Source organism: Halomarina salina, assembly GCF_023074835.1.
GTDB classification, from domain to species: domain Archaea; phylum Halobacteriota; class Halobacteria; order Halobacteriales; family Haloarculaceae; genus Halomarina; species Halomarina salina.
Window position 1 is genome coordinate 2,908,258 of record NZ_JALLGW010000001.1, and the last position, 20,157, is coordinate 2,928,414.

Below are 20,157 nucleotides of genomic sequence, written 5' to 3' on the forward strand. Positions count from 1 at the left end.
ACGCGCACTCATGAACCGTCGGACGCTCGAACGCCACCTCCAGCGACTCGACGGGTTCGCCGACCCGCGCGTCGAGTTCGAGCAGTACCCGACGCCGGCGGACCTCGCCGCACACCTCGTCCACCTCGCCGCCCTCCAGGGCGACCTCGACCGCCCCGTCGTGGACCTCGGGAGCGGAACGGGTGTCCTCGCACTCGGAGCCTGTCTCGCGGGCGCGCGCACGGTGGTCGGCGTCGAACGCGACGCCGCGGCACTCGACACCGCCCGGGCCAACGCGGCTCGACTCGACCTGCCCCACGACCGCCTCCCCGACTGGGTCCGGGGCGACGCGACCCGACTCCCCCTCTGTGTCGACGGAGCGACCCGACCCGACGGAACTACCCGGTCCGACGATACCACCCAGTCCGACGGTACCGCTCAGGCCGACGGCGTGACGGTCCTCTCGAACCCGCCGTTCGGCGCGCAGCGTGGGAACGAACACGCGGACCGGGCGTTCCTCGCGAGTGCGGCTGAGGTCGCGACCGTCTCCTACTCCATCCACAACGACGACTCCCGCGCGTTCGTGGAGTCGTTCGCGGCCGACCGGGGCGGCGAGGTGACCCACGCGTTCGCCGCCGAGTTCGACGTGGACCGGCAGTTCGCGTTCCACACCGACGACCGCCGGACGCTACAGACCGAACTGTTCAGAGTCGAGTGGTGAGGTGGCCAGCCGGACGTAAACTGGGACCGGGACACTGCTCTGCACTCAGGAGGTATGCGCACGGGTCGCGACGGTGACGCGCGTCCCGTCGTCGGTGGTTGCGACGACCCGACGGTCCTCGCGGACGAACGTCAGGTCGCCAGCGCTCGTCGTGTTGTTGCCGACCGGGATGGCTGCCTCGCCGAGCGTCTCGCCGCCTCGCGTCACGCGGAGCGTGAACTCGGGGCCGGGGACGACGGTCACGTTCCGCTCGGTGATGGTCAGCGCGGCCTGCGACGGTTCGGAGACGTAGGCGAGACGCGCGGCGTCCTGGTGGTAGAGGTAGACGACGTAGGCGGTGCTGTTGCCGACGGGCGACCACCCGGAGTAGTCGGCGACGACGGCGTCGCGCCACCCGATGCCGCCGACGCGGACGAGCGACCGACCGTCGTTGGCGAGGCGGGAAGACGACGTGACGACCCACCATATCTCCCGTTGCTCGCTGACGACGATGACGCCGCTGGCGTTGACCTCGGAACTGACCGCCCCGGAGTCGATGGAGACCGAGGAGATGTACTGGTTGGGCACGTCGTGGGCGTAGAACACGGTGTAGTCGCCCACGTCGATGCTGTTGGCGTCGGTGACGCCCGCGTCCGGGTTGGCGACCGCGAAGAGGTTGAACGGGATGGCGACACCCGCCAGCGCGACGGTGACGGCGAGGACGAGCGCGAACGTCGCCTCGTTGAACCCGACGTCGAACCGACCGAGGAGCGAGCGGTCGACGTGGACGACGGCGCTCGCGAACAGCGTCGCGAGGACGAACAGGAGCGCCGTCCCGGCCGCCCGGTACAGTTCGTAGCGCCCGCCGTTGAGCGGCGTGTACACCGCCCAGAGGTTCTGGGCGACGCAGAACAGCAACACGCCGACGAACAGGCGGACGGCGGGCGGACGCTCCTCGACGCGACGGACGTAGAGGATGCCCAGGGTCGCCCCGAGGAAGAGCCCGAGGGCGTGGCCCTGGATGGCGATGCTGGCCCACCACGGCGTGATGAACGCCGAGCGGCCGCCCTGCTGGAGGATGGGGTTCTGCACCGCCGCGTACAGCAGTGAGATGACGCCGCTCGCGGTCACCGCGACGACCGTCGCCAGCGGGTAGCGCATCAGCGCGAACCCGGCGAAGGCGAAGACGACGCCGGAGAACCCGATGGCGGGGCCGAGCGCGAACACGCCGGTCAGCACGCCGATAGCGAGCGTGACGACGACGAAGAGGGCGATGCGACCGAACGGGTTCGTGAGAGACGAGGTGAACGTCTGGACGCCCCGCTTCCGGGGGTAGTGGCCCCACGCGTACTCCGCCAGGGATGCGAGCGTGAGCGTCGCGAACAGGTTACCGGTGACGTGGCCGAGTCCGGCGTGGGCGAACGGGGAGGTGAGGATGCCGAGCGGGTAGAAGTACGACCACGCCCGGAACGGGACGACCATCGGGCGGCGAGGATACTCCCAGCCGCCCTGCACGAAGAAGTAGACGCAGAGGACGAAGGCGGTGACGAGGAGCGTCCCCCAGGGGACGCCCAGCAGGAGTCGGCGTCGGAGTATCGGCCCGACGCCGCCGTCGGAGAGCGAGCGGACGACCGCCAGCGAGACGAGGACCGTGACGAGGAGTCCGAGGACGTGGAGCGTCTCCATCCCGGGGACCGCGACCATGGCACTCCTCAGCATCCGAGTGCCTTCAGTGCCGTGGTCGCCGTCTCGGCTGTCGGTTTCCTCCGTCGACCGCCGACCACCGACGTCTCACTGGCCCATCGAAGCGCGGGGATGGTCGAACCCTCCACCGTCGCCGTCGCCGTCGCCGTCGTGTGGCAACTGCGTGGAGGAGTGGCGAGCGTCGGTCCCAGCCGCTCAGAGCGGTTCGTCGCCCTCGATGATGCGCACCGCGCGGTCCGCGAGCGCCGGGACCCGCTCCTCCATCGTCGGGTACATCGGGTCGTCGGAGTTGCCCTCCAGGTAGCGCCGGAAGAACATCTCGCCGAGCCCGGCGAGTTTGTACACCGCGAGCGCCCGGTAGAACCGCTCGTTCTCGAACGAGAACCCGGTCCGGTCCTCGTAGCGCTCGACGAGTTCTTCGCGCGTGAGGAAGTCGTCGCCCTCCATGAACTGCGCCGTCAGTTCCGGCACCGACGGCGCGGGGTCCTTCGCGTCGCGCCAGTACGACAGCATCCACCCGAGGTCGGTGAACGGGTCGCCGAGCGTGCTCATCTCCCAGTCGAAGACGGCGACGAGGTCCGGGTCGTGGCCCGGTCCGTACATGACGTTGTCCAGTTTGTAGTCGCCGTGGACGAGCGTCGCGGGCGGGTCCTCGGGGACGTTGTCGTCGAGCCACTCCATCACGTCGTACAGTTTCGGCACCTCCCGCTCCTCGACGGTGACCTCGAACGCCCACATCAGCTGTTTCGTCCAGCGGTCGACCTGACGCTGGGTGAACCCCGGCGGGTAGCCGAACTCCTCCAGACCGACCGCCTCGTAGTCCACCTCGTGGACCGCGACGAGGCCGTCGACGAGTTCCCGGCCGATGGCCTCGCGCGCATCCGGGTTCTCGAAGCGTTCGGGGACGCCCTCGCGGAGGACGTCGCCCTCGGTGCGGTCCATGAGGTAGAAGTCGCTGCCGAGGACCGCGTGGCCCTCGCAGGCGGCGACGGTGTTCGGCAACGGCACGTCGGTGCCCTGGAGCGCGTCCATCACCTCGTACTCGCGGAGGACGTCGTGGGCGCTGTCGGCCACCTCGCCCGGCGGCGGCCGACGGACGACGAGTTCGCGGTCGCCCCACGTCACGAACAGCGTCTCGTTGGAGTGGCCCTCCTGGTGGTGTTCGACGTCGTACGATTCGGCGGCCCCGAGTTCCGATTCGAGGTACTCGGCGAGTCGGTCCACGTCGACGATGCGGTCGAAGTACTCCCCGTCACTCATCGGCACACGAATCGAAAGCGAGCGCCGAATAGCTTCCGGCGGTGGGGCCAGATTTCCGCGTCGTCACGACGGGCCGCTCGGTCAGTTCCAGGGCGCGTCGTCGGGGTCGAACCGTCGGGTGCGCTCGTCGATGTCGTCGAGGCGGTCCAGTGCTTCCTGCGGGAGGTCGAGGTCACGCGCCTCGTAGTTCGCCCGGAGGTGGTCCTCGCCCGTCGCCTTCGGGATGGGGACGACGTTCTCCTTCGAGAGCGACCACGCCAGCGCGACCTGGTGGGCCGTCAGGTCGTGGTCCTCGGCGACCGACTGGATGGTGTCGTCGTCCATGATGGAGCCACGGCCGAACGGGCCGTACGCGACGAGGGAGTGGTCGTCCTCGCGGGCGTACTCGCGGAGTTCGTCCTGCGGGAGCAGCGGGTGGCACTCGACCTGATGGGCGAAGACGGGCGCGTCGAGAACGTCCCGCGCCTCGTCCAGCAGGTCGACGGTGAAGTTCGAGAGGCCGACGTGCTCGACGAGGCCCTCGTCGACCAGTTCGTCGAACGCGGAGAGCGTCCCCTCGGCGTCGTAGGCCCCGTTCGGCCAGTGGACGTACAGCAGGTCGATGCTGTCGACGCCGAGGCGGTCGGCGCTCTCGCGGGCCGTCTCCAGCACGTCGTCGTGCGCGAGGTTCTCGGGGGCGACCTTCGTAGCGACGAACACCTCCTCGGAGTCGACGTCGCTGTCGGCGACCGCCTCGCCGACCGCTCGCTCCGTGTCGTACATCTGGGCGGTGTCGACGTGGCGGTAGCCGACGTCGAGCGCCGTGCGAACGTTCTCGGCGCACTCCTCGTCGTCCTCGTATCCCGACGTGCCGAGGCCGGGGCGGGGCAGTTGGTCCATACGCGAGCCACTCGCGGCGAGCGGAAAAAGGCGAGCGTGCCCGCAATCGACGTGGGACTCGGCGGTGGGTCACGCTCCCGGCGTGCACCTTTACGGTGGTTCGCTCGGTGCGGACACCATGGAGTACGACGACTCGGAGACGGCGCGGGACCTACGAGACCGAGCGCGACAGTTCATGGACGAGGAGGTGCTCCCGACCGAGCGCGAGTACCTCGGCGACGGTCCGGTCCCCCACGACGTGGTCGACGACCTGCGCGAGGAGGCCAGGGAACGCGACGTCTTCTGCCCACAGATAGACGAGGAGTGGGGCGGCGGCGGGTACGCGTTCAGCGACGTCCTCCCGCTGTTCGAGGAGGCCGGTCGGTCGCTGCTCGGCGCGCCGGCGATGCGCGTCGACGCCCCCGACGAGGGCAACATGCACACCATCGAACTCGTCGGTACCGAGGAGCAGAAACAGGAGTACCTGAAGCCGCTCGTCGCCGGCGACATCAACTCGGCGTTCTCGATGACCGAACCCCGCGACGGCGCGGGGAGCGACCCGAAGATGATCAGGACCACCGCCGAGAAGGACGGCGACGAGTGGGTCATCGACGGCCACAAGTGGTGGACGACGCAGGGCAGCGAGGCCGACGTCTTCATCGTCATGGCGAAGACCGACGAGGAGGCCCACCCGTACGCCGGCTGCTCGCTGTTCCTCGTCGACGCCGACGCCGACGGCGTCACTATCGACCGCGACATCCCCCACCTCGGTCCGTCGCTCGTCCACGCCAGCCACGCCGAGATTCACTACGACGACGTCCGCGTCCCCGAGTCCGCGCTCCTCGGCACCGAGAACGAGGGGTTCGCCCACGCGCAACAACGCCTCGGCCCCGCCCGCCTCACCCACTGCATGCGCTTCACGGGGATGGCGACGCGCGCGCTCACCATCGCCAAGGCGTACATGGACGAACGCGACGCGTTCGGCGACTCGCTGTCGGAGAAGCAGTCCCAGCGGTTCGAGGTCGCCGAGGCGGAGACGGAACTCCACGCCGTCCGGACGATGGTCCGCCACGCCGCCGCCCAGATTACGGGTGGCGAGGAGGCGCGCGTCCCCGTCTCGATGTGCAAGGTGTTCGCCGCGAACACCACCCAGGAGACCATCGACTTCGCGGTGCAGGCGTGTGGCGGTAACGGCATCGGCCGCGACCTGCCGCTGGCGGACTTCTACGAGGCCGTCCGCGCCTTCCGCATCGTCGACGGGGCCGACGAGGTCCACAAGCGCGTCATCGCCCGCGACGCCTTCGAGGAGGCCGACGACCCGGCAATCGAGAACACGGTCACGTTCTAGCACCACCTTTTGCTGCACTCGCGTGCTGGCGGCCTCCGGCCGCCAGCGGCTCGCTGGCAAAAGCTCTCCCAGTAAGCGCGCGGGACTCCGTCCCGCTGGCAACCGGCGGCTTCGCCGCCGGTGACGTTCACGAGAGCGAAGCTCTCGTGTGCCAGCCGAAACCAACGGTTTCGGCGACGAAGCTTCTGGGAGCCTGTGAGACGCGAAGCGTCACACAATGGGACCAAAAGCGCTACGCGCTCCCTCCGGTCGCGCTTGCGTTCGCTCGCGGCACAGCAGAAGAGCCAACCGCTAAAGCACAGCACCGATCCGCAATCGCACGGCACCGCGACCGCCCTGCTCACTCGACTGCTTTGAGTGGCGTCGAGTCGCTCCGGTACGCCTCGAACGTCCGTTCCGCCCACTCGCGGGCGGTGCGGTCGTCGGAGTCGACGAACACCCGGAGGGTGCCGGTGTCCTCGTCGTAGCCGCCGATGCCGACGCAGTCGTCCAGAATCAGGAGCCCGTACGGGAACGCCTCGCGGGAGTAGAGCGTCAACTGTCCGGACTCGCGCAGGTCCTCGACGCGGTCCGGGTACGCCGCGGTCAGCGAGTCGATGGACGAGGGGAGACCGATGAGTTCGACGTCCATCGCGCCGAAGAGGCGGTCGTAGAACGCGGTGACGCCGGGCGGGACCATCGCCGTCGCGTTGAACCCCCGGAGCGTCGTCGAGTCGCCGACGAGGTCGAGGATGCGCCGCAGCGGCCGGAACGGGTCGTCCGGGTCGGCGACGGTGACGGTGGCCTCCGCGAACGGTTCGACGACGAACTCCTGGTGGTCCTCGCAGATGCTGTCGAGCAACGGTGCGAGGCGGCGGGCCGCGACGACGTTGTACTCCAGTCGGAGCACCTCCTCGGCGGCCACCTGTCCGGGGCCGGTGAGTTCGTAGCCCCCCGCGACCCGACGGGCGTACCCCTCGTCGTCCAGCCAGCGGGTGAACCGGTGGCTGGTCGCCCGCGAGACGCCGAGGTGCGCTTCGATGTCGCGGTGGTCGAGCGGCGCGTGGACGAACAGCGCTTCGAGCACCGGCCCGTGGCGCACCACCTCGACCAGGTCGTCGGTCGACAGTCGGTCGCCGCGCTCGGCCAACCGCTGGCCGATGGCCCGTCGGGCCACCACCTCCTCGAAGAACTCGTCGAACAGTTGTGATGTCATCAGTGTCGCGGACCCGCCGGTCGGGCCGCGCCTCCGAGTGAGTGGTACGGTAGCGACGCGCATAACGCTATCTCACGCCGTGAGACGGGTCTTATCCGGTGGGAACTGTCTCCGACGGCGGACGCACGGAACCGCCCCGAGCGCCCGCACGGTAGATGACTACAACCGGAGCAGTCGCCTACGAGCGGCCATGGCAATCGACTCACAGGCCACGGCCGAAGCGTTCGCGGAACGACTGTTCGAGGCGGCGGTCGGCACGCTCGACCTCTACGGGGTGTACCTCGGAGACGAACTCGGCTACTACCGGGCGCTCGCCGACGGCGCGCTGACCACCGGCGAACTCGCCGAGCGAACGGGCACCGACCAGCGCTACACCCACGAGTGGTGCGAACAGCAGGTGACGACGGGCATCCTGCGCGTGGACGACCCGAGTGCGCCCCCCGAGGAGCGTCGCTACGAACTCCCGCCGGCACACGTCGAACCGCTGGTCGACGACGAGAGCCTGAACTTCGTCGCCCCGTTCGGTCAGCTCGTCGTCGGGTCGATGGCCCCACGCGAGGCGATTCTCGAGGCGTACCGAACCGGGCAGGGCGTCCCCTACGAGTCCTACGGGCGCGTGTTCCGCGAAGGTCAGTCGCGGATGAACCGCCCGGCGTTCCTCTCCTCGCTCGGCGAGGAGTGGCTGCCCGCGATTCCGGACGTCGACGACCGCCTGCGCTCGGAGTCGCCGTCGCCCGCCCGCGTCGCCGACATCGGCTGTGGCGGCGGCTGGTCGTGTATCGGCATCGCCCGGTCGTATCCGTCGGTCCACGTCGACGGCTACGACCTCGACGAGGCGTCGGTCGAGATGGCGCGCGAGAACGTCCGCGAGGCCGGACTCGACGACCGCATCACCGTCCATCACGCCGACGCGAGCGAGGCCATCGACGGCCGGTACGACCTCGTAGTGGCGTTCGAGTGCGTCCACGACATGTCCGACCCGGTCGGCGCGCTGGAGACGATGGCCGACCTCGCGCGCCCGGACGGGACCGTCCTCGTCGTGGACGAACGCGTCGGCGAGCAGTTCGGCCACCCGACCGACGTCGAGCCGATGATGTACGGCTGGTCCATCGTCCACTGCCTCCCGGTCGGCCTCGTCGACGACCCCTCGGCGGCGACGGGCACGGTGATGCGCGCCGACACGTTCCGCGAGTACGCCGCGGCGGCGGGCGTCGAGGACGTCGACGTGCTACCCATCGAGAACGACTTCTTCCAGTTCTACCGGTTCACGCCCGGTGAGGCGGACGCGTCGACGCGGGAGCGAGCCACCGAGGTGGAGTACGGACGATGAGCACGCGACTCGCCGAGCGGACTGCCAGGATTCCGTGGGACTCCCCGACGGTCAGGGTCGTGCTCGCGAGCACGTTCCTCGCGCCGCTGGGCGTCCCGCTGATAAGCCCCGCGTTGCCGGTCGTCCGGGACGCGTTCGGCGTCGGTGACGCGCAGGCCAGTCTGCTCGTCTCCGCGTACTTCCTGACGGGCATCCTGCTCTCGCCGTTCATCGGCGCGCTCACCGACCGCATCGGGCGGCAGCGCGTCCTCGTCGGGAGCCTGCTCGTGTTCGGCCTGACCGGCGGCGCGATAGCGGCCGCACCATCCTTCGAGTGGGTCGTCGGCCTCCGCGTCGTCCAGGGCACCGCCGCGGCGGGCATCTTCGTGACGACGGTGACGCTCATCGCCGACGCCTACGAGGGCGCACAGCGCAACGCGGTCCTCGGCGCGAACATCGCCGTCCTGTCCGGTGGGGCCGCACTCTTCCCCGTCGTCGGGGGAGCGCTCGTCGCCATCTCGTGGAACACGCCGTTCCTGCTCTACCTCGTGGCGCTCCCGATGGCGCTCGTCGCGTGGACGACGCTCGACGAGTCGGTCGGCGTCAACGACCGCCGCGGGTTCGCGTACGTCCGTGGTGCGCTGTCGTCGCTGCCCGCCGTCGACGCGGTGGCGCTGTACGGTGCGGCGTTCGGCCTCGAACTGCTGCTGTTCGGCTCCATCGTCACGGGCGTGCCGTTCCTGCTGGCCGCCGAGGGCGTGCTTCCAGTGATTATCGGGTTGGTGTTACTCTCGGTGGAGCTCGCCGCGATACCCGTCTCGATGCTCAACGGGCGGTTCGCCGAGCGGTTCACGAACGAGCACCTCATCGCGGCCGGGTTCGCCTGCTTCGGCGTGGGGCTGTCCGTGATGTGGGTTGCGCCCTCCGTCGCCGTCGTCGCCGCGGGTGCGTTCGTCTTCGGCGCGGGCCTCGGACTGTCGATGCCCGCCATCGACGCCGCCGTGAGCGGCCTCGTGACCGCCGAGCACCGCGCGGGCGCGCTCAGCCTGCGCAACAGCGCGACGTTCCTCGGCCGGGCGACCGGTCCCGTCCTGTTCGCGGGCATCGCCGCGACGACCGGCTACGGCCCGCTGCTCCTGACCGGAGCGGCGATAGCGGTGCTGTCGGGTGGACTGGCGCTCCTCGTCGGACGTGTGGTCCGCCGTCGACGGGTGCCCGTCGAGGAGGTCGACCGCCCCGCCCGCGGGGTCTGAGCCTCGACCGTGGATAGGTGGCCGACGGGGTCATCCCCCCGGCCGATAGCGTTTTTCCGTCTCGTGACCTTCCCGGTGGCATGGCATCCGGCACCGGCGAGACGGTCGAGGAGGCGGTCCAGCAGTGGGCGTCCCAGCGCTTCGCGGAACGACACTCGGTCGGCGGCATCGACCCCGGCGGCCCGAACGAGGGCGACCACGAGGTGTCGGTCAAACTCGTCAGGACCGGCGAGACCGAGCAGTTCACCCTCACCGTCACGGAGTCGGCGGGCAACTGGGTCGCGCGGGACGCGTAGTCCGACTCCGTCGACGCTCAGTCGGGCTTTTCTACCGGGGGGTCGAACGCCGCCCATGACCGACGACGCAGTCGACTCGCTCGCCAGCGAGATACGCGACGCCGAGGCCGTCGTCGCGTTCACCGGCGCGGGCGTCTCGACGGCCTCCGGCATCCCCGACTTCCGCGGCGAGGACGGTCTCTGGAACCGCTACGACGTGGACGACTTCCACGTCCGGCGACTCCGGGCGGACCCGGCCGGATTCTGGGCAGACCGCCTCGACCTCGCCGAGGAACTGTACGCCGACGCCGGCCCGAACGCCGCCCACGAGGCGCTCGCCCGACTCGAAGAGGCGGGCCACGTCGAGGCCGTCGTCACGCAGAACGTCGACGGCCTCCACCACGCGGCGGGCAGCGAGTCGGTGATCGAACTACACGGCAACGGGTCGCGCGTCGCCTGTCTCGACTGCGGGGAGCGGTTCGACGCCGAGAGCGTTCGGGAACGAGTCCGCGGGGGTGAGCGACCGCCGACCTGCGACTGCGGCGGCCTGCTGAAACCCGACGTGGTGCTGTTCGGCGAGCAGTTGCCCGAGGCGGCGATGCTCCGGGCGCAGTCGCTCGCCGAGGGCGCGGACGTGTTCCTCGCCGTCGGGTCGTCGCTGTCGGTCGAACCGGCAGCGGGTCTCCCGCGGGCCGCCGAGCGACGCGGCGCGACGCTCGCCGTCGTCAACCTCGACGAGACCCCGCTGTCCGACCGGGCGGCTTACGACCTCCGGGCGGACGTGACCGACGTCCTGCCGCGACTGGCCGACGCCGTGCTCGATTAGGTGAGCTGCGGACTGGCCGACCGAGCTGTCGACCGACCTGTCGGGCGGAGCGTCACCTCGACCAAGCTATTTGAGTGGTGCGCGTGGACGAATCGCATGGACTACGCAATCGTCCACACCGACGACGTCGACGTGGTCGACCTCTCGGCAGTCGAGGAGATACCGCCGGACCACGACATCCGCCCCATCGACGACGCCCTGGGCGCGGAGAACGCGGCCGTGAAACTCTGGTACATCGACCCCGGCGAGGAGATCAGCTACCACGCCCACAGCGAACAGGAGGAACTGTTCTACGTGCTGGAGGGGACGTTCTCGGTGAAGATCGGCAAGTCGGGCGACGAGGAGTTCCGGGAGATCGGGCCGGGAACGTTCTACCGGGCCGGTCCTGGCATCGGCCACGGCCACCGGAACGTGGGTGACGAACAGGGAGTGGTGCTCGCAATCGGTGCCCCCGCCGTCGACGACCCGGGTCAGGACCCACACTCCCTCGACGAGTAGGCGCGCCTCGGGGCGTGGGCCTTTGTCAGGAACCGCGAGAGGGGAGCTACCGACGTTCAGTTGCCGCGCGAGGAGCGCGCTTCACGTATCTCTGCACCGTCTCGGAGTTTGTCTTCACAGTTCGGACAGACCCGGACGGTCTCCATCCCGTCCGGCGCGAACACCCGAACGTACGCCTCCGTGACGAAGGAACTACAGTTCTGGCAGGTAGCCATGCTCGACCGTTGCCAACACGGACGTATATACCTGTGTCACTCGGACTGAAATGACACGCCCGACTCCCCCATACAACCGGCAAGAATCGCTTCTGATGGCTCGGACGCCCCTCGACAGGACCCCCAGACTCGGTGAAGGCTTCAGTTCGCGTAGGACGTGTCGAGGTACTCGACGATGCGTTCGGACTCGGCCATCGTCAGCCCCCGCGAGTCGTCGACGAGGACCGGGACGCCGCGCTGCCCCGAGACGCGTTTCACCTCGTCGCGCTTGGAGTGGAGGCCCTCGACCCAGACGCTCTCGAACTCCTGGTCGAGTTCCTCCAGTCGGTCGACGACGAGTTCGCAGTACGGACAGCCCTCCAGCCGGTACAGCGTGAGGCTCATGTCGGCGACGACGGGCTGCGGGGGCAAAAACCCACGCGCACCGGGTTTTTTGCTCCGACCGGCCGACGGGGAGCCATGCCACCCGAGGTGGGCGACACCGCCCCCGACTTCGAGACGCTACTGTGTGACGGCGAGACGTTCCGGGCCACGCCGTTCTCCGAGGTCTGTTCGGCGACCGACGACGAGCGCGAGGAGCGGCCCGCGGGCGCGGTGCTCGTGTTCTCCGCGTTCGCCTTCTCCGCCATCGCGGAGAACTGGTGGAAGCAGTACGACCGGCAGGGGTGGGACGAGTTCGCCGTCCCCGTCGTCGGCGTCAGTCGAGACGGCCCGTACGCTCAGAACGCGTTCCTCCGGTATCTCGACAGTCCGTTCCGACTCTACGCCGACACCGACGCCGTCGCCGGCGAGGCGTACGATCTTCTGACCGAGCGCCACGGGATGGACGGGGTCACGACCCCGATGCGGGCCACCTTCGTCGTCGGCGAGCGTCGAGAAGTCGTGTATCGGTGGGTCGCCGACGACTGGATCTCCCCAGCGCCGCGCGACGAGGTCGCCGATGCCGTCGCGTCGCTGGGGGAGTAGACGGACGGGCGAATTCGATACGGGGTGAACGTGGACGGAACGGCGAGCGTTCGAAGCCCGCGAAAACGGAGTGGATCGGGCGATTCGGCGAACTCAGATGCCGCCGGTCGCGCCGCTGCCGGGCGTCTGCGGGTCGGCGGCGGGCGCTTCGGGCGACTCCTCGTCGTCGGTGGCGCGCAGCGTGTTGTAGGCGGTGGCGAGCACCGCGAGGCCGAAGACCGTCGAGATGGCGCTGGCGGCCTGCCCGAGCACCAGGGCGATGGTGCCGCCGACGAAGCCGACGATGCCGAACGCGATGCCGATACCGATGCCGACGACGAACATCAGGAGGCCGAGCACGAACAGGCTCAGGCGGTTACCGCGGGTGAGCGCCCAGCTGCTGCGCATCCCGGCGACGAAGCTCTGGTCCTCCACCGCGACGAACACGGTCCAGAACGCGAGCGCCACCAGCAGGAAGAACCCGGGGACGATTAGCGCGACGAACCCGAACGCGACGAGGATTGCGAACACGATGGTCCCGACGAAGACGTTGAGCCACGCCCAGCCCATCCGGTGGGTGAACGCCTCGCGGGGCAGGGTCTCGGTCTCGTCGCTCACGAGGATGCGCGTCGCACCGATGACGACGACCATGCCGAGCACGCTGAGTGCGAGCGACAGCAGGCTAGCGCCCAGTGTCGGTGCGACGAACTCGACGGCTGCCGGGTCGGCGGGGTCAAAGACGACGAGTCGGTCGAGCCCGAGGTCGACCAGCGCCGTCGCCAGCCCGATGACGAACAGGACGGCCATCAGTACGAGGCCGTTGCGGGTCACCGCGCGGCGGATGCCGCGCTCTGCAGTGTCGAGTACTTGAATAGACATTACAGTCGTATATGGGCCGTTCGAGTATATCTCCCTGTCGGCAGTCCTCAGACACCGAGTCGGGGGATTAGCCACTCTGCACACAGAGAGAGCAGACCCGAATTCGACCGCCCGTCCCGACTACTGGACGCCCATCTGCTTGGCGACGGTGTTGAGCTGAATCTCGTCGGCCCCTTCGACGATTCGGAGCAGACGCGCCAGGTGCAGGTGGTCCATGAACGGGTTCTCCTCCGAGAGGCCGTTGCCGCCGTGAACCTGCACGACGTCGTCTGCGACCTGCCAGTACGCGTTCGTCGCGAACCACTTGAACGACGACGCCTCCTGGATGGCGTCCTCCCCGCCGTCCATCTGCCAGGCGAGGCGGAGGCCCAGGGCGTCGGCCGCGTCGACGTTCGCCCGGCCACGGGCGAGTTTGTGCGAGATGCCCTGGAACGTCCCGATGGGGCGGCCGAACGCCTCGCGGTCGTTGGCGTACTCCGTTCCGAGTTCGAGCAGGTGGTTCGCGTGACCGACGGCCTCCGCCCCGAGTTCCAGCCGCCCGAGCGAGAGGAACCCCATCGCCTCGTAGAACGCGTCGTCCACCTCACCGAGGACGCGGTCCTCGCCGACTCGCACGTCGTCGAGGTGGACTTCTGCCTGAAGGCCAACAGAGCCGACGGCGTTGTTGAGCGTGCCGACGTCGTACTCGTCGTCCTCAACGAGGAAGCAGGTGATGCCGCCGTAGCGGCCCGCCTCCTCCTGTGGCGTCGTCCGCGCGAACACCTGCAGGAAGTCGGCGTAGGGAGCGTTCGTTATCCACTGCTTCGTGCCGTTGAGCACCCACTCGTCGCCGTCTGCGTGCCCGCTGGCACGTTCCGCCCGGGTCTGCATGTTCGGCGAGTCGGAACCAGCGCCCGGTTCGGTCTGGGCGAACCCGGTGGACTTCTCGGCGCGAACGACGGGTTTCAGGTACTCCTCGACCTGGTCGCCCTCGGCGTTGGCGAGCAGCGGTTTCGGTCCCTCCGGGCCGGCGAGGACGTGCGACGCGAGGCCCGTCCCGTGGCTGGCGACGTGACGCTTCGCCCGATACCAGGTGACGTTCGAGACGTCCTCGCCGCCGTACTCCTGGGGCAAGTTCATCGCGTAGAACCCCGCCGCCGCGCTCTTGCGACGGACCGTCTCGATGGCCTCCAGCGCCTCGTCGACGTACCGCCCGTCGGCGTCGTGGCGGACGCGAGGGTTCGACCACGACTCGCCGAGGTCGTCTTCGAGCGGGCGGACCTCGCGCTCGACGAACTCGTCGAGCGACGAGCGGACGAGTCGCCACTCCTCTGGCTCCGCGAAGGAGACGCCGTCGGTGGCCGTGTCCTGTGTTGCCATGACGGACGGAGGATACGAGGTGGCTTAATCGCTGGGCCGACCGGTGGGTGTCTGTCGTCCTCAGTCCAGCAGCTCCCGATACCGCCGCAGGAGCGTCGCGTACTGGTCGGTCGTGGTGTCGGCCATCGCAGCCTCTCGGGTCACGGCGACGTCCCTGTACATCGGTGGCTGGTCGAACTGCTCGTCGGTCAGGTCGTGTCGCTCGCCGTCGATGCGGTTGTAGAAGTGCGCCTCGCCGTCGACGATGGTCTGCTCGATGGAGCCACCGTGAATCAACTGGGCGACGAGTGCGGTCGCACCGCACTGCCCTCGAGCTGGCGTCGCCGCGGAGTACCGCGTGCTGGTCTCTTCCGACCAGGCCGTCCGAAAGCGGTCCCGTGCGACGTCGGGGTCGAACGTCTCGAACCTCGATGACATACGACAGTCGACACGGGGAGATGGGTCCTCCCTTGGGCTTGCCTGGGCGTGGTCGGTCACTCGGGACCGAGTCGGACGTCGTCGTACTCCTGGCGGAGCGTCATCTTGTCGAACTTCCCCGTCGAGGTGCGCGGGATGGCCTCGCGGAACTCGTAGGTGTCCGGCAGCCACCAGGACGGGAACCGCTCGCCGAGGTGGTCGTTCAGGTCCTCGCTCGTCACCTCGTGGCCCTCCCGGAGGACGAGGCAGGCCATCGGGCGCTCCTGCCACTTCTCGTGGTCGACGGCGATGACCGTCGCCTCCGCGACGGCCTCGTGAGCCATCAGTTCGTTCTCCAGTTCGACGCTCGATATCCACTCGCCGCCGGACTTGATGACGTCCTTCGTCCGGTCGACGACGTCGACGTACCCCTGCTCGTCCATCGTGGCGATGTCGCCGGTCCGCAGGAACCCGTCGTCGGTGAACGACTCCCGGTTCGCCTCGGGGCGCTGGTGGTACTCGTCGGCGACCCACGGCGCACGAATCTGGAGTTCGCCCATCGCCTCGCCGTCGTGGGGCACCGTCTCTCCGTCCTCGGTGCGGATGCGAATCTGCACGCCGGGGACGGGCATCCCCGCCTTCGCGCGATAGCGGTAGCGCGTCTCGGGGTCGGCGTCCCGCAACTCCGACCGGAGCGTGCTCATCGTCCCGAGCGGTGACGTCTCGGTCATCCCCCAGCCCTGGATGATGGGAGCGCCGTAACGCTCGTCGTACTTCCGGATGAGCGACTCGGGTGGAGCGCTCCCGCCGACGGTGAGACGGTCGATGTTGGAGATGTCCACGTCGGGGTTGTCGTCGAGGAACTGGGCCATCTCCAGCCAGATGGTCGGGACGGCCGCGGACATCGTGACGTCCTCCGCGTCGATGAGTTCCGCCACGGAGCCGGGGTCGGTGTGAACGCCCGGCAACACCTGCTTCGCCCCGACGAACGTCGCGGCGTACGGGATGCCCCAGCCGTTGGCGTGGAACATCGGGACCACCGGGAGTACGGAGTCGGCCTCGCCGATGCCGTTCGTGTCGGTGTGTCCCGACATCATGCTGTGGAGGTAGATGCCCCGGTGGCTGTAGGCGACGCCCTTCGGTTTGCCGGTGGTGCCCGACGTGTAGCACATCCCGCACTCGCGGTCCTCGTCCAGGTCGGGCCAGTCGTACTCGGTGGGCTGTCCCTCGATGAGGTCCTCGTAGGACGTCACGGGGTCGAGGCTGGTGTCGGGCACCTCGTCGGCGAGGACGACGTACTGCTCGACCGAGTCGAGTTCGTCCGCGTTCGCCTCCACCTTCTCCAGGAACGCCGGGTCGACGAACAGCACCCGGTCGCCCGCGTCCTCGACGATGAACTGGAAGTGGTCGTCGGGGAGCCGCATGTTGCACATGTGCATCGACCGCCCGGAGCAGGCGGGCGCGAAGTACAGTTCGAGGTGGCGGTAGTTGTTCGCGGCCACGGTCGCCACGCGGTCGCCCGATTCCAGGCCGAGGTCGTCGAGCGCGCCCGCCAACTGCGCGACGCGCCCCGCCATGTCGGCGTACGTGTAGCGGTGCAGGTCACCACTGGGCGTCTTCGTGACGATCTCGCGGTCGGGAAACAGGTCGACGGCGCGAGCGAGCAGGTCGTCGAGCGTCAGCTGAACGTCCATCATGGTCGATGGCTACACATCGCACACCAGCCCCGAAAGGTGTTCGGGCGGCCGGTCGAGTGGAGGGCCGGAGTCGTCTGCCCAGTCCGGTGCCGTCGGTGTGACGAGCCACCCCTTCCCACGACCATTTGCTGGCAAGCCGGAGCCCGAAACGAGTCGCGGTCGGACCGTCGGAGTATGTTCGAAGACGCGAACCCTGCGGCCTCTCTGCAGCGGCGACTCTATCGGTGGCTCCTCGTCGGCGGCAGTCGGCGGCTGCTCTCCGGGACGTTCGTCCTCGGTTCGATGGTGCTGCTCGCGGCGGCAATCCACACCGGCGTCGTAACGGTCGGGTACAGTAGCTCCATCAGGTCGTGGCTCTCCAGCGGCGTCACCTCCGGACTGCTGACGCTCGTGACGGTGTCGCTCTCCATCAACCAGCTCGTCCTCTCTCGGGTGTTCGCCCCGGTCGACGAACTCGACGACCGGTTCGACGGGATGCTCTCGCTGAAACGGCGGCTCGAAACGCACGCCGACGCCGCCGTCGCCCCCAACGACCCGTCGGCACTGCTGTCGATGGTCGGGCGGACGCTCGGCGACCGGGCCGAGGCGCTCCCCGAGGACGGCGACGTCGGTGACCTCCGGGAACGGGTCCGCTCGTACGGCGACGACAGCGCCAGCATCGAGGAGGGGGCGAGCACGACTGCGGTCCTCGAATCCGTACTCGGCGACGACTACGCGTCGAACTACACCCGGACCCGCGAACTCCGGCGGACGGACGACCACCCGCCCGACACCGAGGAGCGACTGGAGGGGGTCCAGGAACTGCTCCGAGTCGTCGCGCTGGTCCGCCAGTACCTGAAGACCATCGCCATCCAGCAGCAGCTCGCACGCCTGTCGCGACTGGTCGCGTACACCGGATTCCTCGCGCTGCTGACGACGGCGTTGCTGACGTTCGTCTACGAGTCGTCCTCCGGTGCGGTCGTCCCCGAACCCTGGCTCCCGTGGCTGGTGACGCTCGGGTTCGGCGTCCTCCTCTCGCCGCTGGCGCTGCTCGTCAGCTACGTGGTCAGGGCGGCGACCATCGCGCGGTACACCGTCGCGGTCGGGCCGCTCGTCCCACCCGAGGAGACCGTCGGGAGCGGGTCGACGAGTCACTGACGACGAGCGCTCCTCGCTGTGACTGCGGCGGACGGACGCCGTCACGGACGTTTATGCACGTCCCCCGAGACGCGGCCGTATGCAACTCACCGACGTGCGGGTGCTCGACCTCACGCGCCTGTTGCCTGGACCGTACGCGACCCAGCTGCTCGCGGACCTGGGTGCGGACGTGGTGAAGGTCGAGGACACGGGCGCGGGCGACTACGCCCGTCACATGCCGCCGATGGTCGACGGCGTCGGCGCGGTGTTCGACGGCGTGAACCGGGGGAAGCGGAGCGTCGCCATCGACCTCAAGACCGACGCCGGCCGCGAAGCGTTCTACGCGCTCGTCGAGGACGCGGACGCCGTCGTGGAGTCGTTCCGGCCGGGCGTCGTCGAACGACTCGGCGTCGACTACGACACCCTCTCGGACCACAACGACGACCTCGTCTACGTCTCGGTGACGGGCTACGGCCAGACCGGCCCCCTCGCGGACCGTGCGGGCCACGACCTGAACTACGTCGGCCGCGCCGGCCTGCTCGACATGACCCGCGAGGACGAGGAGGCCGCCCCGGCCGTCCCCGGCTACCAGATCGGCGACCTCGGCGGCGGCCTGTTCGCCGCGTTCTCGGTCGTCTCGGGACTGCTCTCCCGCGAGTTCGGAGACGGCGGGAGCTACGTCGACGTCTCGATGGCCGACGTGGTGCTGTCGTTCGGACAGGCGCACGCGGCGGAGGCGTTCCAGGCGGCGCCGAGCGGCGAGAAGGACGGAGGCGAGGCAGGCACGACGAGCAGCGAGGCGGGCGGAGAGCACGCGGGACCGCGTCCCGGCGAGACACCGCTCACGGGCGCGTACCCGTGGTACGACGTCTACGAGGCGGCCGACGGCTACGTGACGCTGGCGGCGCTGGAACCGCAGTTCTGGGAGGCGTTCTGCGAGGCCGTCGACCGGCAGGACCTCGTGGAGTACCACGGGACGGAAGACGACGCCGAACGCACCGCGCTCCGCGAGGAACTCGGCGTCATCTTCGCCGAGCGCACCCGCGATGAGTGGGCCGACCTCGGCCCGCAGACGACGGTCGAACCGGTCCAGTCCATCGCCGAGGCGGTCGACGACGACAGCTTCCGCGAACGAGTCGTCGTCGGGGGCGGCGACGGTGACTCGGGGGCACGACCGCGACTCGGGTTCCCGGCGGTCTGCGACCGCCCCGACACAGACGAGTCCTCGCCCGGACACGGCGAGCACACCGATGCGGTGCTCGAAGCCGTGGGCTACGACACCGGGACACTCACGACCCTCCGCGAAGAAGGGGTGATTCGATGAGCCTCGACCGACTCGGCGTCCTCGTCTCGCCCGGCCTCGACGACCCAACGGCGTTCGCCGTCCGCGCTGAGGAACTCGGCTACGACTCCGCGTGGACGAACGAACTCTGGTTCGAGTCCGGCGTCGTCCGCGCCCAGGACATCGCCGCCCACACCGACGACATCGACCTCGGGACCGCCATCCTCAACGTGTTCTCGCGCTCGCCCGCGGTCCTGGCGATGACCGCCGCGACCATCGACCGCCTCTCGGACGGCCGGTTCACGCTCGGTCTCGGCACCTCGACGCAGAAGGCCGTCGAGGACCTCCACGGGATGGGCTGGGACGACCCGAACCCGGTGCGCAAGGCCCACGAGACCATCGAACTCACGAAGGAGTTCCTGTCGGGCGACGGGCGCGTCGAGTACGAGGGCGAGACGGTGTCGGTCGCCGACTTCCCCGCACTCGGGCGGGACGTGCCCGTCTACCACGCGGCGCTCGGCCCGGCCAACCGCCGGGTCGTCGCCCGTCTCTGTGACGGCTGGATTCCCCACAACGTCCCGTTCCCAGACCTCGACGAGTCGTTCGACTACATCGCCGACCACGCCGAGGAGGCGGGGCGGGACCCCGACGACATCACCGTCGCGCCGTACGTCCCCTGCTGCGTCGCGGACGACGCCGAGACGGCACGCCAGCACGTCCGCGAGCACCTCGCGTACTACGTCGGCAACGGCGAGGGCTACCGGAAGGCGGTCGCCCAGCGGTTCCCCGACGGGGCCGACGAGGTGGCCGACAACTGGCGCGCCGGCGACCGTGGCGACGCCGCGGCGGCCGTCACCGACGAGATGGTCGCGGCGCTCGGCGTCGCCGGGACTCCCGAGGAGGCCCGCGAGCAACTGCGCGAGGTAGCCGAACTCGACGCCATCGACCGACCGCTCGTCGTGATTCCCAACGGTGCCGAAGAGCGCGCCGAGCAGACGATGGAGGAACTGGCCCCCGACAACTTCTGAGCGGGCGCGACGACTCGCTCGCCCAGCGGTTCTCC

The 20,157-nt window shown here is 69.3% G+C and carries 21 protein-coding genes; 11 read left to right on the forward strand and 10 right to left on the reverse strand.

What is annotated here, in order from left to right; translation table 11 throughout:
• Nucleotides 1–10 precede the first annotated feature (10 nt).
• Nucleotides 11–700, forward strand: coding sequence for an METTL5 family protein (locus tag MX571_RS14790; RefSeq protein ID WP_247418088.1), 690 nt, complete (start codon nucleotides 11–13; stop codon nucleotides 698–700).
• Between the two features lie 45 nt (nucleotides 701–745).
• Here MX571_RS14790 and MX571_RS14795 read toward each other — a convergent pair whose 3' ends face one another.
• The 3 genes from MX571_RS14795 to MX571_RS14805 all read right to left on the reverse strand — a co-directional run bounded on the left by MX571_RS14795 (nucleotide 746) and on the right by MX571_RS14805 (nucleotide 4,522).
• Nucleotides 746–2,383, reverse strand: a complete 1,638-nt coding sequence (locus tag MX571_RS14795; protein ID WP_247418089.1) for a rhomboid family intramembrane serine protease — start codon at nucleotides 2,381–2,383, stop codon at nucleotides 746–748.
• A 195-nt stretch (nucleotides 2,384–2,578) separates the two neighbouring features.
• Nucleotides 2,579–3,643 carry a phosphotransferase family protein gene (locus MX571_RS14800; RefSeq protein ID WP_247418090.1) on the reverse strand — a complete coding sequence of 355 codons (1,065 nt, stop codon included), beginning with the start codon at nucleotides 3,641–3,643 and terminating at the stop codon, nucleotides 2,579–2,581.
• Between the two features lie 81 nt (nucleotides 3,644–3,724).
• Complete coding sequence (locus MX571_RS14805; RefSeq protein WP_247418091.1) at nucleotides 3,725–4,522, reverse strand: aldo/keto reductase; 798 nt, start codon at nucleotides 4,520–4,522, stop codon at nucleotides 3,725–3,727.
• A 118-nt stretch (nucleotides 4,523–4,640) separates the two neighbouring features.
• Here MX571_RS14805 and MX571_RS14810 point away from each other — a divergent pair, with 118 nt between their 5' ends.
• Complete coding sequence (locus tag MX571_RS14810) at nucleotides 4,641–5,849, forward strand: acyl-CoA dehydrogenase family protein (protein WP_247418092.1); 1,209 nt, start codon at nucleotides 4,641–4,643, stop codon at nucleotides 5,847–5,849.
• Nucleotides 5,850–6,189: 340 nt separating this feature from the next.
• Here MX571_RS14810 and MX571_RS14815 read toward each other — a convergent pair whose 3' ends face one another.
• On the reverse strand, nucleotides 6,190–7,044 hold the full coding sequence (locus tag MX571_RS14815; protein ID WP_247418093.1) for a helix-turn-helix transcriptional regulator: 855 nt from the start codon (nucleotides 7,042–7,044) through the stop codon (nucleotides 6,190–6,192).
• A gap of 190 nt (nucleotides 7,045–7,234) precedes the next feature.
• Between MX571_RS14815 and MX571_RS14820 the strand changes: the two genes are divergently transcribed.
• The 5 genes from MX571_RS14820 (at nucleotide 7,235) to MX571_RS14840 (ending at nucleotide 11,205) form a co-directional block, all read left to right on the forward strand.
• Nucleotides 7,235–8,374 carry a class I SAM-dependent methyltransferase gene (locus MX571_RS14820; RefSeq protein WP_247418094.1) on the forward strand — a complete coding sequence of 380 codons (1,140 nt, stop codon included), beginning with the start codon at nucleotides 7,235–7,237 and terminating at the stop codon, nucleotides 8,372–8,374.
• Nucleotides 8,371–9,606 carry an MFS transporter gene (locus MX571_RS14825; protein WP_247418095.1) on the forward strand — a complete coding sequence of 412 codons (1,236 nt, stop codon included), beginning with the start codon at nucleotides 8,371–8,373 and terminating at the stop codon, nucleotides 9,604–9,606. Before MX571_RS14820 ends, MX571_RS14825 begins: the two co-directional genes overlap by 4 nt.
• Before the next feature lie 80 nt (nucleotides 9,607–9,686).
• Nucleotides 9,687–9,902 (forward strand): hypothetical protein, encoded by a 216-nt coding sequence (locus tag MX571_RS14830; protein WP_247418096.1) that lies wholly within the window; start codon nucleotides 9,687–9,689, stop codon nucleotides 9,900–9,902.
• A gap of 55 nt (nucleotides 9,903–9,957) precedes the next feature.
• Nucleotides 9,958–10,707: an NAD-dependent deacylase gene (locus tag MX571_RS14835; RefSeq protein WP_247418097.1), complete on the forward strand. Its 750-nt coding sequence runs from the start codon at nucleotides 9,958–9,960 to the stop codon at nucleotides 10,705–10,707.
• A gap of 96 nt (nucleotides 10,708–10,803) precedes the next feature.
• Nucleotides 10,804–11,205: a cupin domain-containing protein gene (locus tag MX571_RS14840; RefSeq protein ID WP_247418098.1), complete on the forward strand. Its 402-nt coding sequence runs from the start codon at nucleotides 10,804–10,806 to the stop codon at nucleotides 11,203–11,205.
• Between the two features lie 56 nt (nucleotides 11,206–11,261).
• Here MX571_RS14840 and MX571_RS14845 read toward each other — a convergent pair whose 3' ends face one another.
• A complete protein-coding gene (locus tag MX571_RS14845; protein ID WP_247418100.1) occupies nucleotides 11,262–11,420 on the reverse strand; it encodes a DUF7563 family protein in 159 nt (52 codons plus the stop codon).
• Nucleotides 11,421–11,561: 141 nt separating this feature from the next.
• Nucleotides 11,562–11,804: a glutaredoxin family protein gene (locus tag MX571_RS14850; protein WP_247418101.1), complete on the reverse strand. Its 243-nt coding sequence runs from the start codon at nucleotides 11,802–11,804 to the stop codon at nucleotides 11,562–11,564.
• Nucleotides 11,805–11,879: 75 nt separating this feature from the next.
• On the opposite strand from MX571_RS14850, the gene MX571_RS14855 reads away from it, so the two are divergent.
• Entirely contained in the window at nucleotides 11,880–12,386 is a 507-nt protein-coding gene (locus MX571_RS14855) for a redoxin domain-containing protein (protein WP_247418102.1), read from the forward strand.
• 93 nt (nucleotides 12,387–12,479) lie between these two features.
• Here the strand turns inward: MX571_RS14855 and MX571_RS14860 are convergent, their stop codons facing one another.
• From MX571_RS14860 to MX571_RS14875, 4 genes are all read right to left on the reverse strand, one after another.
• Nucleotides 12,480–13,244, reverse strand: coding sequence for a DUF7847 domain-containing protein (locus MX571_RS14860; RefSeq protein WP_247418104.1), 765 nt, complete (start codon nucleotides 13,242–13,244; stop codon nucleotides 12,480–12,482).
• Between the two features lie 120 nt (nucleotides 13,245–13,364).
• Complete coding sequence (locus tag MX571_RS14865) at nucleotides 13,365–14,603, reverse strand: acyl-CoA dehydrogenase family protein (protein WP_247418106.1); 1,239 nt, start codon at nucleotides 14,601–14,603, stop codon at nucleotides 13,365–13,367.
• 60 nt (nucleotides 14,604–14,663) lie between these two features.
• On the reverse strand, nucleotides 14,664–15,020 hold the full coding sequence (locus tag MX571_RS14870; RefSeq protein ID WP_247418108.1) for a YunG family protein: 357 nt from the start codon (nucleotides 15,018–15,020) through the stop codon (nucleotides 14,664–14,666).
• 56 nt (nucleotides 15,021–15,076) lie between these two features.
• Nucleotides 15,077–16,693, reverse strand: coding sequence for a long-chain fatty acid--CoA ligase (locus tag MX571_RS14875; RefSeq protein WP_368409059.1), 1,617 nt, complete (start codon nucleotides 16,691–16,693; stop codon nucleotides 15,077–15,079).
• Between the two features lie 177 nt (nucleotides 16,694–16,870).
• Between MX571_RS14875 and MX571_RS14880 the strand changes: the two genes are divergently transcribed.
• The 3 genes from MX571_RS14880 to MX571_RS14890 all read left to right on the forward strand — a co-directional run bounded on the left by MX571_RS14880 (nucleotide 16,871) and on the right by MX571_RS14890 (nucleotide 20,122).
• Nucleotides 16,871–17,833 (forward strand): DUF7972 family membrane protein, encoded by a 963-nt coding sequence (locus MX571_RS14880; RefSeq protein ID WP_247418110.1) that lies wholly within the window; start codon nucleotides 16,871–16,873, stop codon nucleotides 17,831–17,833.
• 79 nt (nucleotides 17,834–17,912) lie between these two features.
• Complete coding sequence (locus MX571_RS14885; RefSeq protein ID WP_247418111.1) at nucleotides 17,913–19,136, forward strand: CaiB/BaiF CoA transferase family protein; 1,224 nt, start codon at nucleotides 17,913–17,915, stop codon at nucleotides 19,134–19,136.
• Nucleotides 19,133–20,122, forward strand: coding sequence for an LLM class flavin-dependent oxidoreductase (locus tag MX571_RS14890; RefSeq protein WP_247418114.1), 990 nt, complete (start codon nucleotides 19,133–19,135; stop codon nucleotides 20,120–20,122). The genes MX571_RS14885 and MX571_RS14890 overlap by 4 nt, the downstream gene beginning before the upstream one ends.
• Nucleotides 20,123–20,157 lie beyond the last annotated feature (35 nt).

Excerpts from the sequence above, each read along its gene's own strand:
- MX571_RS14790 (WP_247418088.1), top strand. The coding sequence starts at position 11 with ATGAACCGTCGGACGCTCGAACGCCACCTCCAGCGACTCGACGGGTTC.
- MX571_RS14795 (WP_247418089.1), bottom strand. The coding sequence starts at position 2,383 with ATGGTCGCGGTCCCCGGGATGGAGACGCTCCACGTCCTCGGACTCCTC.
- MX571_RS14800 (WP_247418090.1), bottom strand. The coding sequence starts at position 3,643 with ATGAGTGACGGGGAGTACTTCGACCGCATCGTCGACGTGGACCGACTC.
- MX571_RS14805 (WP_247418091.1), bottom strand. The coding sequence starts at position 4,522 with ATGGACCAACTGCCCCGCCCCGGCCTCGGCACGTCGGGATACGAGGAC.
- MX571_RS14810 (WP_247418092.1), top strand. The coding sequence starts at position 4,641 with ATGGAGTACGACGACTCGGAGACGGCGCGGGACCTACGAGACCGAGCG.
- MX571_RS14815 (WP_247418093.1), bottom strand. The coding sequence starts at position 7,044 with ATGACATCACAACTGTTCGACGAGTTCTTCGAGGAGGTGGTGGCCCGA.
- MX571_RS14820 (WP_247418094.1), top strand. The coding sequence starts at position 7,235 with ATGGCAATCGACTCACAGGCCACGGCCGAAGCGTTCGCGGAACGACTG.
- MX571_RS14825 (WP_247418095.1), top strand. The coding sequence starts at position 8,371 with ATGAGCACGCGACTCGCCGAGCGGACTGCCAGGATTCCGTGGGACTCC.
- MX571_RS14830 (WP_247418096.1), top strand. The coding sequence starts at position 9,687 with ATGGCATCCGGCACCGGCGAGACGGTCGAGGAGGCGGTCCAGCAGTGG.
- MX571_RS14835 (WP_247418097.1), top strand. The coding sequence starts at position 9,958 with ATGACCGACGACGCAGTCGACTCGCTCGCCAGCGAGATACGCGACGCC.
- MX571_RS14840 (WP_247418098.1), top strand. The coding sequence starts at position 10,804 with ATGGACTACGCAATCGTCCACACCGACGACGTCGACGTGGTCGACCTC.
- MX571_RS14845 (WP_247418100.1), bottom strand. The coding sequence starts at position 11,420 with ATGGCTACCTGCCAGAACTGTAGTTCCTTCGTCACGGAGGCGTACGTT.
- MX571_RS14850 (WP_247418101.1), bottom strand. The coding sequence starts at position 11,804 with ATGAGCCTCACGCTGTACCGGCTGGAGGGCTGTCCGTACTGCGAACTC.
- MX571_RS14855 (WP_247418102.1), top strand. The coding sequence starts at position 11,880 with ATGCCACCCGAGGTGGGCGACACCGCCCCCGACTTCGAGACGCTACTG.
- MX571_RS14860 (WP_247418104.1), bottom strand. The coding sequence starts at position 13,244 with ATGTCTATTCAAGTACTCGACACTGCAGAGCGCGGCATCCGCCGCGCG.
- MX571_RS14865 (WP_247418106.1), bottom strand. The coding sequence starts at position 14,603 with ATGGCAACACAGGACACGGCCACCGACGGCGTCTCCTTCGCGGAGCCA.
- MX571_RS14870 (WP_247418108.1), bottom strand. The coding sequence starts at position 15,020 with ATGTCATCGAGGTTCGAGACGTTCGACCCCGACGTCGCACGGGACCGC.
- MX571_RS14875 (WP_368409059.1), bottom strand. The coding sequence starts at position 16,693 with ATGGACGTTCAGCTGACGCTCGACGACCTGCTCGCTCGCGCCGTCGAC.
- MX571_RS14880 (WP_247418110.1), top strand. The coding sequence starts at position 16,871 with ATGTTCGAAGACGCGAACCCTGCGGCCTCTCTGCAGCGGCGACTCTAT.
- MX571_RS14885 (WP_247418111.1), top strand. The coding sequence starts at position 17,913 with ATGCAACTCACCGACGTGCGGGTGCTCGACCTCACGCGCCTGTTGCCT.
- MX571_RS14890 (WP_247418114.1), top strand. The coding sequence starts at position 19,133 with ATGAGCCTCGACCGACTCGGCGTCCTCGTCTCGCCCGGCCTCGACGAC.